16 protein-coding genes are annotated in these 14,852 nt (G+C 71.5%); 1 reads left to right on the top strand and 15 read right to left on the bottom strand.

Annotated features, from left to right (window positions below):
- Positions 1–258 precede the first annotated feature (258 nt).
- The gene (locus ACWF94_RS00580) at positions 259–840 is read left to right on the top strand and encodes a double-stranded RNA binding motif domain-containing protein (protein ID WP_453483275.1); all 582 of its coding nucleotides are present in this window, start codon (positions 259–261) and stop codon (positions 838–840) included.
- Between the two features lie 71 nt (positions 841–911).
- On the opposite strand, the gene ACWF94_RS00575 is transcribed toward ACWF94_RS00580, so the two are convergent.
- The 15 genes from ACWF94_RS00575 to ACWF94_RS00505 form a co-directional block, all read right to left on the bottom strand.
- Positions 912–2,309 carry a DUF317 domain-containing protein gene (locus ACWF94_RS00575; RefSeq protein WP_453483273.1) on the bottom strand — a complete coding sequence of 466 codons (1,398 nt, stop codon included), beginning with the start codon at positions 2,307–2,309 and terminating at the stop codon, positions 912–914.
- A gap of 25 nt (positions 2,310–2,334) precedes the next feature.
- A complete protein-coding gene (locus ACWF94_RS00570; RefSeq protein WP_453483271.1) occupies positions 2,335–3,459 on the bottom strand; it encodes a DnaB-like helicase N-terminal domain-containing protein in 1,125 nt (374 codons plus the stop codon).
- Positions 3,459–4,745: a DNA cytosine methyltransferase gene (locus tag ACWF94_RS00565; RefSeq protein WP_453483269.1), complete on the bottom strand. Its 1,287-nt coding sequence runs from the start codon at positions 4,743–4,745 to the stop codon at positions 3,459–3,461. The genes ACWF94_RS00570 and ACWF94_RS00565 overlap by 1 nt, the downstream gene beginning before the upstream one ends.
- Positions 4,742–5,617 carry a hypothetical protein gene (locus tag ACWF94_RS00560; protein ID WP_453483267.1) on the bottom strand — a complete coding sequence of 292 codons (876 nt, stop codon included), beginning with the start codon at positions 5,615–5,617 and terminating at the stop codon, positions 4,742–4,744. The genes ACWF94_RS00565 and ACWF94_RS00560 overlap by 4 nt, the downstream gene beginning before the upstream one ends.
- 319 nt (positions 5,618–5,936) lie before the next feature.
- Entirely contained in the window at positions 5,937–7,724 is a 1,788-nt protein-coding gene (locus ACWF94_RS00555) for a type IV secretory system conjugative DNA transfer family protein (protein WP_453483265.1), read from the bottom strand.
- Between the two features lie 31 nt (positions 7,725–7,755).
- Positions 7,756–8,526 carry a DUF317 domain-containing protein gene (locus tag ACWF94_RS00550; RefSeq protein ID WP_453483263.1) on the bottom strand — a complete coding sequence of 257 codons (771 nt, stop codon included), beginning with the start codon at positions 8,524–8,526 and terminating at the stop codon, positions 7,756–7,758.
- Positions 8,523–9,041 (bottom strand): hypothetical protein, encoded by a 519-nt coding sequence (locus tag ACWF94_RS00545; protein WP_453483261.1) that lies wholly within the window; start codon positions 9,039–9,041, stop codon positions 8,523–8,525. The genes ACWF94_RS00550 and ACWF94_RS00545 overlap by 4 nt, the downstream gene beginning before the upstream one ends.
- 61 nt (positions 9,042–9,102) lie before the next feature.
- Complete coding sequence (locus ACWF94_RS00540; protein ID WP_453483259.1) at positions 9,103–9,942, bottom strand: DUF317 domain-containing protein; 840 nt, start codon at positions 9,940–9,942, stop codon at positions 9,103–9,105.
- Positions 9,943–9,985: 43 nt separating this feature from the next.
- Positions 9,986–10,534 (bottom strand): hypothetical protein, encoded by a 549-nt coding sequence (locus tag ACWF94_RS00535; protein ID WP_453483257.1) that lies wholly within the window; start codon positions 10,532–10,534, stop codon positions 9,986–9,988.
- A 246-nt stretch (positions 10,535–10,780) separates the two neighbouring features.
- The gene (locus ACWF94_RS00530) at positions 10,781–11,584 is read right to left on the bottom strand and encodes a DUF317 domain-containing protein (protein ID WP_453483255.1); all 804 of its coding nucleotides are present in this window, start codon (positions 11,582–11,584) and stop codon (positions 10,781–10,783) included.
- Positions 11,581–11,967, bottom strand: coding sequence for a hypothetical protein (locus ACWF94_RS00525; protein WP_453483253.1), 387 nt, complete (start codon positions 11,965–11,967; stop codon positions 11,581–11,583). Before ACWF94_RS00525 ends, ACWF94_RS00530 begins: the two co-directional genes overlap by 4 nt.
- 287 nt (positions 11,968–12,254) lie before the next feature.
- Positions 12,255–12,680: a hypothetical protein gene (locus ACWF94_RS00520; protein WP_453483252.1), complete on the bottom strand. Its 426-nt coding sequence runs from the start codon at positions 12,678–12,680 to the stop codon at positions 12,255–12,257.
- 168 nt (positions 12,681–12,848) lie between these two features.
- Positions 12,849–13,079, bottom strand: coding sequence for a hypothetical protein (locus ACWF94_RS00515; protein WP_453483251.1), 231 nt, complete (start codon positions 13,077–13,079; stop codon positions 12,849–12,851).
- A gap of 292 nt (positions 13,080–13,371) precedes the next feature.
- The gene (locus ACWF94_RS00510; RefSeq protein ID WP_453483249.1) at positions 13,372–14,136 is read right to left on the bottom strand and encodes a hypothetical protein; all 765 of its coding nucleotides are present in this window, start codon (positions 14,134–14,136) and stop codon (positions 13,372–13,374) included.
- Between the two features lie 23 nt (positions 14,137–14,159).
- Complete coding sequence (locus ACWF94_RS00505; RefSeq protein WP_453483247.1) at positions 14,160–14,852, bottom strand: hypothetical protein; 693 nt, start codon at positions 14,850–14,852, stop codon at positions 14,160–14,162.

Here is a 14,852-nt window from a genome sequence, read left to right as displayed (position 1 = left end):
GAGTGTAATCACATGAGTGGAGTCGCGGAGGCGTCGCCCGTCCTGTCACCGGAACCTTCAGCCGCTGAGGCCGACGGCTCGCGGGATGTCCCGCCAGGGCACGGACGCCATCGGGCCACCGTCCCCCGCCCAAGCCGCCCGGTACGCCCGTTCCAGTGTCGCGTCTGCGGCAGCCTGGAGCGCGGGCAGTACGTTCCCGCAGGCTGGTACCTCGTCCACCGGGCCGCCGGCAACAACGAGAAGGCGATCGGGAAGGGGATGTACTGCACGATCGCCTGTCTTGCTCGTGGCTCGGACCGGATGCGCGAGAAGACGACAGGCCCGGAAGACCGATTGCACCTCAATGATCGCGCCCGCGAATTGGTGGAGCGGGCCCTGGGCCTCATGCACAGTGGTCTCACCGTCCGGCAGGCGGGCGACACCATCGACGTTCGTACCGAAACGCTGCGATCCTGGTTCGGCTCCGCCGGGATCGCCATCGACGGTCACGGCATGCTCGCCGGAGTCCAGGACCCCTCGCATGCCCGTCAGCAACGCCCCAGCGCGATTGTCGGCTTTCTTGCCGAACGCCTCGGGGGTTCGCCGGTCAGCGCCGTCAACGAACTCGCGCAGATCCGGATGCTTCTGGATCTGAGGTGGCAGACGGCCAACGAGGGGCCGCCCCACGCGCCCCTGTTCACTACAACCGTCACCGCTATCCGCGCCGACGAAGACACTACAGTCACTGCCAGTGGCCGTTCGAAACGGAAGTCCGAGGCGAAATCCCGGGCCGCCGAACAGCTCGTTCGCGTGCTCGGCGAGAAGCCTCAGACATCGACGATTGGCCCGCATAAGGAGTAACGCAGGGGAAGGTCCGCACCGTCCCTCAAGTCCTCGTCTCGGTCCGGGGTGACCTGGACTCGGTCCGACGGTCACCGTGTGCGGTCAGTGCGGGCACGAGCGACGTCGGGCGGCAGGCTGTGGGACGCGGTGCTGACGAGAGAGTTCGGCTGTTGAGCCGGTGCGGGCATCGTGATGGAACGGATGGCGACGCCGTGGGCGAGTTCGTAGGTGAGGTCCTGCAGGAGCGCGGCGGGAGCGCGTGAGGAGAGGTGGATGGCCCAGGTGGGCTGGTGGGGGGTGTTGCCGCCCCACAGGGTCCAGGCGGGCAGGGTGCCGTTCGGACGTTGGGCGACGAAGGCGTCGAACCGCATCCCCGCCGGCTCGCTGGTGGGAGCGGTCCAGGTCACGCAGCGACCGTCGGTCTTCTGCGGCCAGCCGTTCTCGGTGAGAGGACGGGTGGCCTCGGCGAGCGTCTTCTCAGTGATCTCGGCGTCCAGCCCGCCGCCCCAGGGGTTCTCGGAGGCGAGGCTGTCGAGAAGGGCGCGCAGGATCTCGACGGGGGTGGCGGCGGTGGCGGTGGCGTGCCAGATGCGCTCGCTGACCGGGGACTCGTAGGCCGCGACGGTCCAGGCAGTGTCGCGGGGGCCGGCTTCGTGGACGAACTCCGCCCGCAGGGTCAGGCTCTCGTGACTGGCGACGGTCGTCTCGTCCCAGGGCCGGTACTTCTCCCATTCGCCCTGGGCTTCGAGGAACTCGCAGAGAAGGGCTTCGTGGTCACCAGCTTCGGCCGCGTACACCGGAACGGTCTCGGTTGGCGGCGCCGCCGGTTCGGTCGACGCGGTGGTGGTGGCCGCGCGTGCTCCGGCGATCGAAGTGCCGGCGAGGGCGGCTGCCGCGTGCTCCTCGATCTCGGTGGCGGGTGCCGGTCCGGGGCGGACGGCGTCGGTGTAGAGGTCGTCGAACTCGCGGAGGGCTTCGGCGGTCGTGTCGTAGAACAGGGTGGTCTGCCGCAGGTGGTTCTCGCCGTGGAGGTGGATGCTCTGACCGCCGGGGTAGGTGCCGACCGCGACGATAGTGTGCCCGTCGTGGGCATGGCGGTGGATGACCAGGCGGCCGGCGGTGATGTCGTCGTGGATCTTCTGCGCCTCGTTCGAGACCCTGCGGATCTCGTCGCGGTTCAGCCAGGGCATGGGGTATTCGGCCCAGGTCCACTCGGTGTCGATGTCGTCCTGCAGACGGGGGGTGATCTCCACGGCGGCCCCGGCGGACCGCAGGACGGTCGCCGCCCGGTTGGCGTGGTGGGGTTCCTCGTGGTCGATCCGGGCCAGGATCATGGTCACGGCGTCCCGGGGCCGGAAGCCGTGACCGGCCAGCAGCGCGCGAGCGGTGTCGGCGCCCTCGCCGGTGCCGGCGAGAGCGGCGGTGACCGCGTCGGGATGTTCGGAATGCCGGTCGAGACGGACATGGGCGATCGGGGGGCGTGACAAAAGCAGAGTCCTTCCGTGTTCCGCACTATCGGCTGGCGCGCGTGGCACTGGCAGCGGCCGTGGTGCGCAGGGGGCCGGCGCGGGCTGCGGCGGTGGTGCGCGGAGCCCGGCTGCGCGTGGGTGGCTGCGGGGTGACGGGGGGCTGCCAGCGGGTGCGGATGGCGGTCAGGTCGGCGAGGGCGCGGCGGCTGGTGGTGACGAGCTGGTGAACGGTGTTGGCCGGGTCCTCGGTGAGGATGCGGATCGCTTCGGCGGTGGTATGGGCCTGGTGGAGGAGGGCGCGCTGGAGGATGCGTCGGCCCCAGTGCTCGGTGGATCCGGCGGAGGTGGAGAGCAGGGCCAGCAGGTCGCCCGGATCGGCGTCTTGGGCGGTCAGTCCGTGGTGCTGGGCTTCCCACAGCACGGTGACCGGGTCGATGACGGCACCGCGGCGGGCGAGGAGCGTGAGGCAGCGGTAGAGCTGTCCGTGCAGGGGGAGGGCGAAGTCCTCGGGCTGCAGCCATCGCATCCCGGTCAGCTCGTCGGGGTGGGCGGTCGCCACGGCCAGAAGCAGCCGTTCCTCGTCCAGGACATCCTCGGTCGCTGTCTTCGGCCGCTCCGGGGGAAGCGGGGTGCGGGGCAGGGAGCCGGGGCGCGGGGCGAACTGCCCGGCGAGCTGGTCGAGGTATCGGGTGAGGCCGTCGGCGTGGTCGAGGACGGCGGCCGGGTGCGGCAGTGCCGGATCGCCAGCCGTACGGGCGAGATTTCCGGCGTGGGACCGCAGGGTGCGGCGGGCGTGCTCGGAGCGGACGATTTGCGCGTAGGCCGGGGCGTGGGCGGGATCGGGACAGATGCCGATCAGGGTGTGGAGGTAGGAGGCGGTCAGCCCGCGCGCCTGGCGGCGGGCGTGGTCGAGGGCTGAGTTCAGCCACACCGGCTCCCGGGTGTGCACGGCGGGATCGGGCGGGGACAGCGTGCTCATGGCTGCGAACAGGGCCGCGTGGGCAGGGTCGCCGAAATGTCCGGATTCCAGGGCGCCGACGGTGGTCAGCCGCTCGGGGCTGAGGAGGAGGGCGCCGAGGAGGGCCTGCTCGGCGTAGTGCACCGGCGGCGACGGCGCAGGGTCGCTCAGCCTGGTATCGCCGACGAACGAGTCGGTCGTGTCGGGCATCAGGCCACCAGGGTGAAGTCGCCGGAGCTGAGGGACTTGCCGAGGTGCGGGGCGAGGAGATGAGCCGCCAGCCGGGGCGGTACAGCGTTGCCGATCTGCGAGAACTGCTGGCCCTTGGTCCCCTGCCACGGGAAGTCGGCCGGGAACGTCTGCAACAGGCCGGCCTCCTGGGCGGTGATCCGGATCGACTCCACCGCCCCGCTGTCCCCGCCAGCCTCGTCCGCAATGGGCTCGGCGACCCAGACGCATTCATTGGCGCGGTGTCCGAAGAACAGGGTCCCCGCCGGCTCGGTGATCGAGCGGACGGTGGCGTTGGCCTGGTTGTTGCTGCGCAGGCTCCAGGACCAGCGGTGCGCCTCCGTGGTGAAGGAGGGGGCCGGCATGTCGGCGGGGCGGTTCTCGCGGGTGCCGTGCCGCTCGGCCCATCCGGACCCTTCCCGGCGGGATCTGAGCACGATCCCGGTGCCGGGGCTCCGCCGGGTCCAGGCGCCGCGGTCACGGGCGTCGGCGAGGGCCTTACGGGACCCCGAGGGGAAAGGCTCGGGCCCGCCGCCGGGGCCGCCCCCGGCGCACACGGTCGGGACCGGCCGGTCGGTCGCGCCCCAGCCGAGGGCCTCGGCCATGGATACCCACTGCGCTCGGCCGGGCCCGAACAACGTCTCCAGCTCAGCGACTTGGGCGTGAGTGGGAGGGGGCGGTTCGGCGGTGCGGACGCGGGAGGCGAGCAGGATCGCCCGCCTTCTCGTCTGGGGTACCCCGTAGTCGGCGGCGTTCAGAATGCCGGTCCATACGGAGAACCCCCAGGCGCGGAGGACCGCTGCGTATTGCTTCCAGAGGGGCAGGACGTGCGGGACCTCTTCCATCGCTACCCACTCCGGCTCGCCGATGCTGTTGAGGGCGTGGAGGTAGCGCATCGGCTCGGCAGCCAGAAGGGAACGTTCGTCGCGACACGCGCTCAGCAACTGTTCGCGGGTGTCGCGCCCCTGGGCGAGGTCGGCGACGGCCTGATGGACCAGCGGCTGGTCCACGAGCCCGAGTTGCTTGCCCGCCATCGACCACGCCTGACACGGCGGGGACGCGATCACCCCCCGGGTCCGGCCCACGAACGGCCCGGCGGGGTACAGGGCGACATCGGTCCGGATGGTCAGCTGGCCCACTGCCGCACGCGTGCGGCAGGCCCACTCGTCCCATTCCAGACCGATGTCCCGCACACCGAACACGCTCAGCGGATACGACCAGCCGCCCGGGCCCGCGAAGAGATCCAGAACAAGCCCACCGTGGCTCAAGCGGCTAGACCGAAATCGTCCTGCACCGACTCGTCGGCTCCCCGGCACGCCCAGGGGGAGCAGCCGTCGATGACGCCCTGTTCCAGTTCGTCCGCGTCGGGTCCGGCGCTGTCGAGGTCTTGTTGGCGGGCGGCCCATTCGGCGGCGGTGACATGGTCGATCGGCGCCTGGTCGAGGGGAACGCGGGAGCGGTGCAGAAACGCCTGTCCCAGCAGTTTGTTGCCGGTCGCATTCGCGCGGGCGTTCCCCGCGCGTATGGCTGCGTCGAATGCGACGACGTCCTGCCACTCTTCCGGCGAGTTGTCGCGGATTTCTCTCCACTGGGCGTTTCCGTGGAAGGGGCAGCCAAGGCAGCTTGATTTCGGCGTGCTGGCCAGCCCTCTGGTAGTCAGGTAGCGGATGCAGTCGGCACGGGACCAGTTCATCTCGGTGATGAGAGGGTGCCGGTTGCGCATGTACTGGACGTCGGCGTCCTTGGCCCTGTGGAACTCGTCGGTGGATATTCCGACCCACTGCTCGACGTACACGCCCTTCGGAATGCGCGCCGGATAGGGGTAGCCGAGAAGTTCCCGAACCTGGCTCTTTATTGGCTTTATCTTATATTCGCCTGTGCACTGCCGCCGGGTCATTCCAGGCTTGCCGTCCTTGTTGAGAATGTAAAGGGGCATCGACGCGAACCGATGATCCGGGTCGAGTGCGTCTTCTCTGATGTTTCCCGACGAGACCCGGAGAACGGATATCCCGGCGGGTGCGGCTATCTCACGTTCCAGATGGTTGAGATGGGCGTAAACGGCCTTGGGTTCCCAGCCGGTATCGGCGAAGATGGCGTATTCGACCCTGGGGAGGATGCCTTCGGCGGAGAGGGCGAGCATGGCGCTGGACTGAATGCCCGCACCGAGGGAAATGGCGCGGAATTGCGGAGTGGGGGAAATGGCGGTTCCTGACAGGTGGCGTGGCGAGAGAGGGGAGTTGGAGGGCGCCGGGGTCGGCGTGCTCAGCGAGCCCGTGCCGCAGGGCTCGCGGATAAGCGGCGGCGAGTTCGCCTGCCTGGTCGGGGCCCTGGCGTTGGGTGAGGGCACAGACGGCGGGGGCACCGACGAACACGTAGTGATGGCCGGTGACGGTGATGAGGCCCTCAGGCGGAATACGGAATGCGGGAAGAGAGCGGACGCGGTTTGAGGGGCGAGTCGGCTATGCGGCGGTGTCGTAGTCGCCTGGCTGGGGGGCGTGCTTGGCGATGGCGCGGGTGGTGATCGCCTTCGATGCCCGTGCGGAGGCGGCGGACAGTTGATCGGCGCCGGGTTCCTGGTACCAGGGGCGCAGGTCGAGCATGGCGGCGCGCATGCCGGTCGCGAACAGCAGGGCGGTGCCCTTGGCGAGGGCGCGGATGGCGTCGGCGGGGAGGATGCGTTCCTGCCGCATGCTGATGCTGGTGGATGTGCCGGAGTCGGATGTGGAGGTGGATTTCGTTTCGACGTCGTGGTCGCCGATCAGGCGGGACAGTTTGTCGGCGAAGTCGGGGTCGTCGATGCCGGAGCCGATGACTTTGATGGTGGAGGCGGACCACAGGGCGTCCATGCCGGCGTCGCCCCATACTTTCTGGCCCTGGCGGTAGGACTGGAGGATGGTGATGGGGATGATTCCCCGTGATCCGAGGTGGGAGTACAGGTCGGGAAGGTCGCTGATCTTGCAGACGTTGGCGGCTTCGTCGAGGATCGCGAGCATCGGCGGGTCTAGGCGTCCGCCCGCGCGTTCGGCCTGGGCGGTCGCGGCCCGCATGACGGAGTCGGCGCATGCCGCGATCAGCGCGCTCGCGCCGCCGCCGCCGTCTTTCGACAGCAGATAGAGGGTGTCTGTGCTGGTGACGAACTCGCCCGGCTTGAACTCCGCGATGCTCTTCTGCGGGGTGATCCATCGGGCGATTTCGGTGTTGAGGAGGGCGGCGGCGTACTGGCGGGCGGTTTCGTAGATGCCGTCGCGGGTCTCGGGCGGTCCCTCCACGGTGCCTTTGAGCTGGGCGGCGACGGCGGTGAAGCCGTGATCGCGGAGGATGTCGAGCGGGGCGCGGTTCGCGGGGAAGGCGAGCCAGTCCATGACGTCGGTGATGGGCCGTTCGTCGAGCGCTGCGGCCAGGAACAGCTGGGACAGGATGTTGGATCCGGCTTTGGACCAGAAGTCGCCCTGCTGGCTCGCGTCCACGGACGCGGCGAGGAAGTGCCCGGCCAGCCTGCCGGCTCCGTCGAGGGTCGTCGCGGAGGCGAGGGGGTTCCACCACATCTCCCGGGCAGCGTGGGCGATCTGCTGCGGGTCCATCGACCACACCCTGCCGACAGAGGCGCGTGCGTCCACGGTCGTCGTGAACGCGTCCTGCGCTGCCTTGTTGGAGGTGAGGAGGACGGAGCCGGGTGCGGCGAGGATGGAGGGGATCGCCAGCGAGGTGGTTTTCCCGGAGCGGGGGGCCATGATCGCGACGGCGACGTCCTCGTACCCCATGCGGACCTCGTTCCGGGTGCCGGCCAGGTTGCCGAGGAGGATCCCGGCGTCGGCCGAGGCGATGGACTTCGCGTCCTTGAGACTGGGCCGCAGGGAGCGGGCTTTGGTGGTGACGGCCTTGGCGAGCAGCGGCTCGATATCCCGGGCCTTGGCCATCCCGGCGACCTTCCGTCCGCCGCTGCCGCCTCTGTGCCGCTTCCACCACATGGCGGCGATCACCGCGAGCAAGGTCAGGAACACGGCGGGCACGATGCGCGTGGCGATCAGCAGGGACGTTTCCTCTGCGCCCGGCCAGACCTGGTCGGGGTGGAGGAGGGCGTCGGCGGGTCGGTAGGGGGCTGGTGGCCGGCCGGTGAGCCGGGCGGTGATGTTGCCGCTGAGCCAGGCGATGTTGGCGGCCGGGACGGCGATGGCGAAGGTGCCGAGGAGGGCTTTGAAGGCCAGGTCGGTGCCGGGACTGCTGGAGGCGGAAGGGGAGTTCGGCAAGCGAGGCGGTCCAGTGGAGAGGAGACTTGGGTCAGCGGGTTCGGCGGTGAGGGGGAGGAACGCACGGAGCGCGCCGACTCGCCTCCGGTGAGCTCGGGGCCGCGGTGGTGAGCTGCTGGACGCGGCGTTCCAGCGCGAAGGCCGTCCGGGCTGCGGGCATCTCGCGGACGTGGACCTGGGCGCGGACCCGGGCGCTGGGGGCCAGGCTCAGGGGGTCCCGGGCCAGGGGTGTGGGGTCGGCGAGGGCGCGGGTGAAGCCGGTGATCAGCGGTAGGGGGGTGGCGCTGTCGAAGCGGGCCTGCCAGATCTGGTCCTCGGGCTCTGCGCCGATGGCTGTCGTGACGTACCAGTGGCCGTTGTCGCCTTGGGGGAAGTGGTCGATGTGGGCGAAGCCGTCGGGGGACGAGAGTCCGTCTTGGTCGCGTTTCGGGAGCCAGCCCTGCGCGAGCAGCGGGGCGTAGGGGTCCGGGTCGGCGGGGGCGGTGTGGGGGTGGGTGAGGGCGTCGGTGAAGCCGGCGATGGCCTCGACCGGGGTGCGTCCGCCGAAGGCCGCGGACCAGGCGGGCCGCCCGGCGTCGGCGGCGTGGTGAACAGTCCACCACGGGCCGTCGGTGGCGGGCTCCAGCTTCAGCAGTGCCTTCTGGCCGGGGGCGGCGAGCAGGACGCGGGGCATCAGGAGGTCGTTTCCGTGGCTCCAGCCGGCCGCACGATGGAGGGGCACGGTGATCCAGGCGGGGTCTCCGCCGCCGGCCAGGTGCCGGGGCGCGATGAAGTCGACGACGACGGTCCCGGGTCCGGTCATCGCCGCACCGCCGGCGAGGAGGGACGTGTGGTCGCGGGCTGGGCGGGGGCGCTGGTGGCCGGCCGTGGCCGGTCCGTCCCGGCCGTTGCCGTGCGGATGCCGAGGAGGGCCGGGGCGTGCAGGGCCCATTCCTCCAGCAGGGGCCATACGGCAGTGTTCCGCTCGGCGATCACCGTCTCGTACGCGTCGCTGCCGGGCCCGGCGCCGGGCGGCAGGTCACTGAGAGCCTCCTGCGCCGAGGCGCTGACCGTGTCGAGCCGGCGGGTGACGGCGGCGAGGACCGAGAGCTGCCAGCCCCACCGTGGCTGAACGATGCCGGCGGGAAGGCGGGGCAGGTGCTGCTCGCCGGAGGCCACGAGCCGTGCGGCGATCAGCGCAAGTGGTTCGAACGCGTCCCAGGCTTCCGCGTCGCGGCGTACTTCGGCCTGCTGGTGGGCCTCGTCGTCGTACGGCACGCCGCTCGGGTCGGTGTGGGTGTCGATGCGGGACTCCCACGCTTCCTGGAGCTGGGTCATGCGGGCGAGGAAGACGGCCAGCAGGTCATCAGGGCGGGGGTCGTGCGGGGAAATGGCGATGTCACCTTGCCTGTCGTAGCGATGGAACAGGAGCAGGAGTGGATGTGGATGTGGATGGGGGTGCAGGTGCTGTGCTGGTCGGGGGGTTGGCGCGGCGGGCGGCGCGGACCCGGGCGCGGACGGCGTCGACGCGGGTGCGGTGAGCCTTCACGTACGCCTGAGGGGTCACCCGGCTTTCGGTGCGCCGGGCGCTGTAATGGGCCTCGGGCTGTGCCCAGGTGCGCTGCAGGGGCGAGGGGTCGGTGAGCGCGGCGGCCAGCCCCGTGATCAGGTGGGGCGGGGGCTCGTACACGATCCAGGCGCCCCAGATCCGAGGCCCCTCGTCCGGGGCCGGCCGGGCCTCGATCCGCCATGCGCGGCTCTCGTAGCCCGTCGTGATCTGCCGGTGCTTGACGCTGACCATGCCGCTGGGGGAGCGGGCCACGGTGCCGTCCCCGTGCGAGGTTTGGGACCAGTCGGCATCGGCCAGCAGATCCCACACCCCGTACGGCCCGACGGCCGGCGGCGGGAGGAAGAGCTGGTCGGTGAGGCCGGCGAGGATCTCCACGGGGATCGCGGTGAACTGCGCGTACCAGTACGCCTCGGGGGCGTCGCTGTGCAGGCTCCATATCGCGCCGCCGGCCATGGTCTGCGGCTCGTGCCGCAGCCGGTAGCGATGGTCGGGGCTGATCAGGTCGACCACCGGCGCGAGCGGATCGGACCTCACCCGCCACCCGGCGGCGGCCAGGGCGTGGGTGACATGGCGGGCGTCACCGGGCCCGGCCAGATACCGCGGCGACACATCGTCCAGGAAGCCGGTGTTCTCGGCGGCGAACCGATCCACCTGCTCCCGCCTCAGCACGACGCACTCCGTCCGTCTGCGGACCCGACTGTCGGCGGGGCGGTCATCGGCCGCCTCCCCGCCGGGGCCGATGCGGCGCGGCAACGCCACCGGCCGGACCACGAACTGCGGCCAGGTTGGCGGCCCGGCGCTGGGCGGAGCCCCGCTGAACGCGGACCGCGGAGTCGAGTCCGATGACGGCGTCGGCACCGGCCGCCCACGCATCGAGCGCGGGCCAGGCTTCGTCGAAGAACTCCGTCAGGACCGCATCGACCGCGTCCACCGTCGCGTCCGACGGGATGAGGGCGGTCCGCAGCCGCTCCAGCACGATGTCGTGCTCGGCGTCCAGCGCTTCGGCCGCGCTGGACAAGGCGCCGATCCGGGGCTCCCACTCGGTGCGGGACGCGGCGGGAAGCAGGGCCAGCTGCGCGGTGGCGGTGGCCAGCAGGACGTCGGCGTGTTCGCGAACCGGCCGGAACGCTTCCCACAGGGTGCGGTCACGGCGGTGGGCGGCCCAGCCGTACGCCTCGCTGTCCGCCGGCCAGCCGTCACCGCTCTCCTCCTGCGCGGGATCTCGGTCGAAGGCGTCCGTGATCGCCTTCGCCTGGCGCAAGAAACGGCCGAGGCGGGCGAGATGCTTGTCGGACTGGGTGATCAGGTCGATGGTGACTCTCCTTCAGGGGCAGGGCCCCGCCCCGGGGCGTTGGCTCGGCGGCCTGCCGGGGGCGTATCGGCCGGGAAGCGCCGTCCCGCACGGGTGCGCGAACCCCGGGGCCGGTGCCAGGAGTTCTCACGCCGGAACAGCCCCGGATGAGGAGCGGGGCCGCTCACGGTCCAGGACGGCCGGGCCGCGTGGGTCTCAGCGGCGTGCGCGTGCCGGTCCGGCGACGCCGTACGGGGCTGCGGCAGGCTTGGTCTTGCGGGGCCGGGCGTTGGTCCAGTTGCTGCGGGCCCAGGTGGCGGCGCGGGCGGCGGTGATGCGGGCCTGCTGCCAGGCGGAGAGTTCGGCGGGCAGGACGGAGACGGAGGTGGTGCGGATCCGGCTGCTGGGCGGGAACATCCCACGGGGCCGCATCACCGGCTTCGGGTCGGCCAGCGCCGCGCTGAACGCTTCGACGAGGTGCAGGGGCGTGGTGGGGGTGAAGACCGCGTCCCAGACCCTGCCGTACTCGTTACGGGCCGAGGCCCACCAGAGTGGTTCGCCAGGGGCGGACTCGTTCCACTGGAGCCGGGCGTTCCCGTCCGGGCTGACAGCGGTGACATGCCGACCGGGCGGGGCCTGCCACCCCCGGCGCTCCAGAGGCGCCCAGGGGTTGGGGGCGTGAGCGGAGCGCGGTCGGGTGAGCGCGTCGGTGAAACCCGCGACGATCTCCACCGGGGCCTGGAGACCGAAGGTGGCGTGCCACGCCGCCTGATGCCCGCTCGGCTTCCCGCGGATGGTCCAGCCGCCGGGCTGGACCTGCGGGGCGAAGCCGATCCGGACGCCTCGGTCGGGGCTGTCGAAGACGAGCGGTCCGCCCGTCTTCGAGAGGTCCTTCCAGCCCGAAGCGCGCAGATACTCGGTGACATACCGATGGTCGCCGCCGCCGGCCAGGTAGCGGGGCTCGATGAGGTAGTGCTGCTGCGGCTGCTGATTCGCGTGGGGCCAGGGCTGGTGGCTCACCGGCCCCGCCCCGGAGGCTGGGACGAGGGCGGCTTCGGGGGCATCGCTGTGCTGTCGGGTGCCGGTCGCCGGGCGACCTGCCGGAGCGCGTCGGTGTGTTCATCGAGGTCCAGGCCCACATCGTGCAGTTCGTTCGCGGCGCGGCCCAGAGCGAGCCACACCTCGGACGGGAACACCCCGCTCTCAGCACGGTCCTTCGCGTAGTGGGAGGCGGTGGCCACCAGGGTGGTGATCCGGCCGAGGACGCCCTCGTCCGGGTCGAGGACCGTGGCGATGATCTGGACGGCCTCGCCGGGCGGGGCCTGGGAGAGGTGGGCGGCGAGCTGGTCGATCTGCCGGGCGACCTCACCGGCGAGGCGGACGTGATAGGGCGAGTCGGTCATGGCCCTCCCGGAGGAGACGGAGAAGAAAGGGACGAGGTATCAGAGGTGCTGGCCGCGGCGGGACTCGTGGAGGGCCGCCCAGTCGGCGGGGGCGAGCGGATGCGGCCGTCCAGGGCTGGCAGGGGTGCAGGCGCGCAGGTAGCGGCGGACGAGGAAGACGGCCAGCCGGGGCGGCCGGGACGCGGCGATGGGCGGCGGTGTGCGGTCAGCGATAGCCGGGACTCCAGGACGATGCGTGTACGGGATGGCCGGTCCCCGCCGCAGGGGGCAGGCTCCCGGCCGGTCGTTCAGACGCTGCGGCTGGAGCGCGGTCCGCCACCCGCCGGTGCTGGTGCTGGTGCGGCAGCTGGCCCGGAAGGAGAAGCCGTGGCTGGCGCGCCGCTGCGGCTGCGGTACTCCGCGACGGCTTCCTGGTAGGCGGCCGGGTCGAAGATGTCGTCGGTGATGCTGACGAGGTATCCGGCCATGAGGAGCGTCGGGACGGCCCGGGTGACGAGACGTTTCTGCTCGTCCTCGGACAGGTCTGCGGGGGCCTCGTGCCACACGTAGGCCGGGCCTGCGGTGGTGAGCCTCTGGCGCCGCAGGCCGAGCTGGTCGAGCAGGACCAGGAGCTGCTCCGGGGCGCCCGTGGGGGTGTCGGCGTGGATGGTGGTACTCAGCGGCTTGCGGTAGATCTCGACGTCGGTGCCTTCGTCATCTGCTCGGTTTCCCAAGGGAAGGGGATCTCCAATCTGGTCTGCGGGGTCACCGCCGGAGAGCCGGCGATGCGGCAGGGACCGGCAGGGCGGTGGTTGTGGTGGCGGCTGCCGCTCGCCCTGCGATGACGGCGGTGATGCGGATCTTTCGCTGCCAGGAGTGGCAGGTGGGCCTGGTGGTGTCCATCAGCTGTTCGGCGGGTGCGGGTACTGCCCGGCGTCTTCCAGATGCTGGAGCCAGACCACCCAGGTGGGGGCTCCACGGGACGCGGCAGCCGCCCGTAGGGGCGCCGATCGTGGTGAGCAGGTCCCCGATGTCACGGTTTCGTCGGCTGCGGCGGCGCGCTCCGCGTGCTGCTGGGGGTAGCGGTTTGCTGCCTGCTGGTCGCCGTCAGGGGTGCCGAGGACGTTGAGCATGGGGTTGGGTATGCCGCTTCCCCACCGACACAACCATGGGGTCGAGGTCGACGCTGAATCCGGCGAGGAGCAGCGCGTGCGCGGCTGCGGTGGCACCCTGACGCCGCTGCTCGACGAGCAGGGCGTGCGGCCGTCAGTGTAGGGGCCGTGGGCCCGGCAGCGGAAACGAACTGTCCTGTGGCCTGCAGAATTCCCGCGGCCCGGTCGTCGCCGATCGCGACGACGAGCCGGGTGCCGGGGTCCTTGGTGAGGGTGTTGTACTCCCGCATCCGGAAGTCGGGCTCCTTGAGCGTCATCGAGCCTTGGTGGTCGGCGTGCGGGTGCGGGGGCTGGCGGGGACCGGCGGCATGGAAGCGGGGGCGGAGGCGGGCGCGGTCCGACCTGCGGGGTGCTGGAGTGCGGTGTCGATGCCGAGCGCGTCCAGCTGCGGGCCGATTTCGCGCAGGGCGCGCGCCTGCGCTTGGGTGTCGTCGCCGCTGAGGCGGTAGATGCCGCTCTGCGGGTCCTGGACGAAGCCGTTGGCCACGAGGGTCGCGCTGGCACGGTCGTCGACGGGCACGGTGGCGACGCTGCCGTCTGGCTGCCAGGTCAGGACGACCCGGTCCGGCTGGGAGGGCTGGATGCCGCCCAGCGCGTTGTGCCGGACCTGGGCGAGGGCGCTGTCGTAGCGGGCGAGCAGGTCGCCGACTATCTGCTCGGCGCTCAGGAACGGGTCGTCGGTTAGGGCGATGCCGTTGGGCTCGGGGACGGTGCGGTATGCCTCGTCGGGCAGGGTGCGAGGGGCGACGGCGGCGATGAGGAAGCCGTCGCGTTCATCGTGACGGTTGAGGACGGCGACCTGGGCGCCGTCCGGGCGGCTCAGGACGGCGGCCTGCCGGAGCGGGTGCTCGGCGAGGGAGGCGGCGATCAGGTCGAGGTCCCAGATCCTGTCGGCGAGTTCGGCGAGGTCGTCCTTGGCGTCGGCCGGCAGGTGGGAGCTGGTCCAGGTGCCGGGGAGTTCGCCGGCGAGGACGTCGGCGAACGAGGCGAGGCGTTCGGAGGTGTCGTGGTCGTGCATGGTGTCCTTGGGCGAGGTGGGAGTCAGCGGCGCAGTCCGGCGGCCACCGGCGGCGGAGCCGGGAGCGTGCGCGGCGGGGGCGGACAGGCGCACACGGCGGAGCGCTCGCGTTCGGTGGCGTGGACTTCCCCGCTGCACGTGCTGCGGCCGGGGTGCGGGGCGTGCCGGTCGGCGAGCGTGTTGCGGGTGTCGGCGAGATCGCTGCGGATGACGCCCAGGTGATTGTCGGCGAGGTAGCGCAACCGCCGGGCGATGTACGGATCGGCCGGCGCGCCGAGCCCGTCGTGGAAGTCGGCGGTGGCGGTGAGGACTTCCTCCAGCGCGGCGAGGATGCCGTCGTGGGCGGCGGTCAGCTCGATCAGGGCGTCGGCAGCCTCTTCCGTGGTGGTGGCCTCGCGAATGCGCTCGGCGAGGTGCGCGACGGAGGAGCCCAGCGGCAGGTAACCGGCCGGGCGCGCGGCGGTGTCGAAGTCTGTGTCGCAGCCGACGTGGTACCCGGCGGCCCGGATGCGTGCGACGGCGTCGGTGGCGAAGCGGATTTCGTCGTCTTCGGTGAGGCCGGTGGGGGCGCGGTGGTAGGTCTCGTGGACGCGGACGACGGCGATGAATCCCGTGCGCTGGAGGATGCTGTGCGCCTCGGAGTCCCCGCCGCGGGCGAGGAGTTCGTCGGAGTGCGGGTCGCGGCGGATGTCCAGGAAACGGTCGGAACGGGGCAA

It is taken from the genome of Streptomyces sp. NPDC055078 (assembly GCF_053607985.1).
Note: the sequence above shows the minus strand (reverse complement) of the source record. Positions and strands in the feature narration are given on the sequence as shown.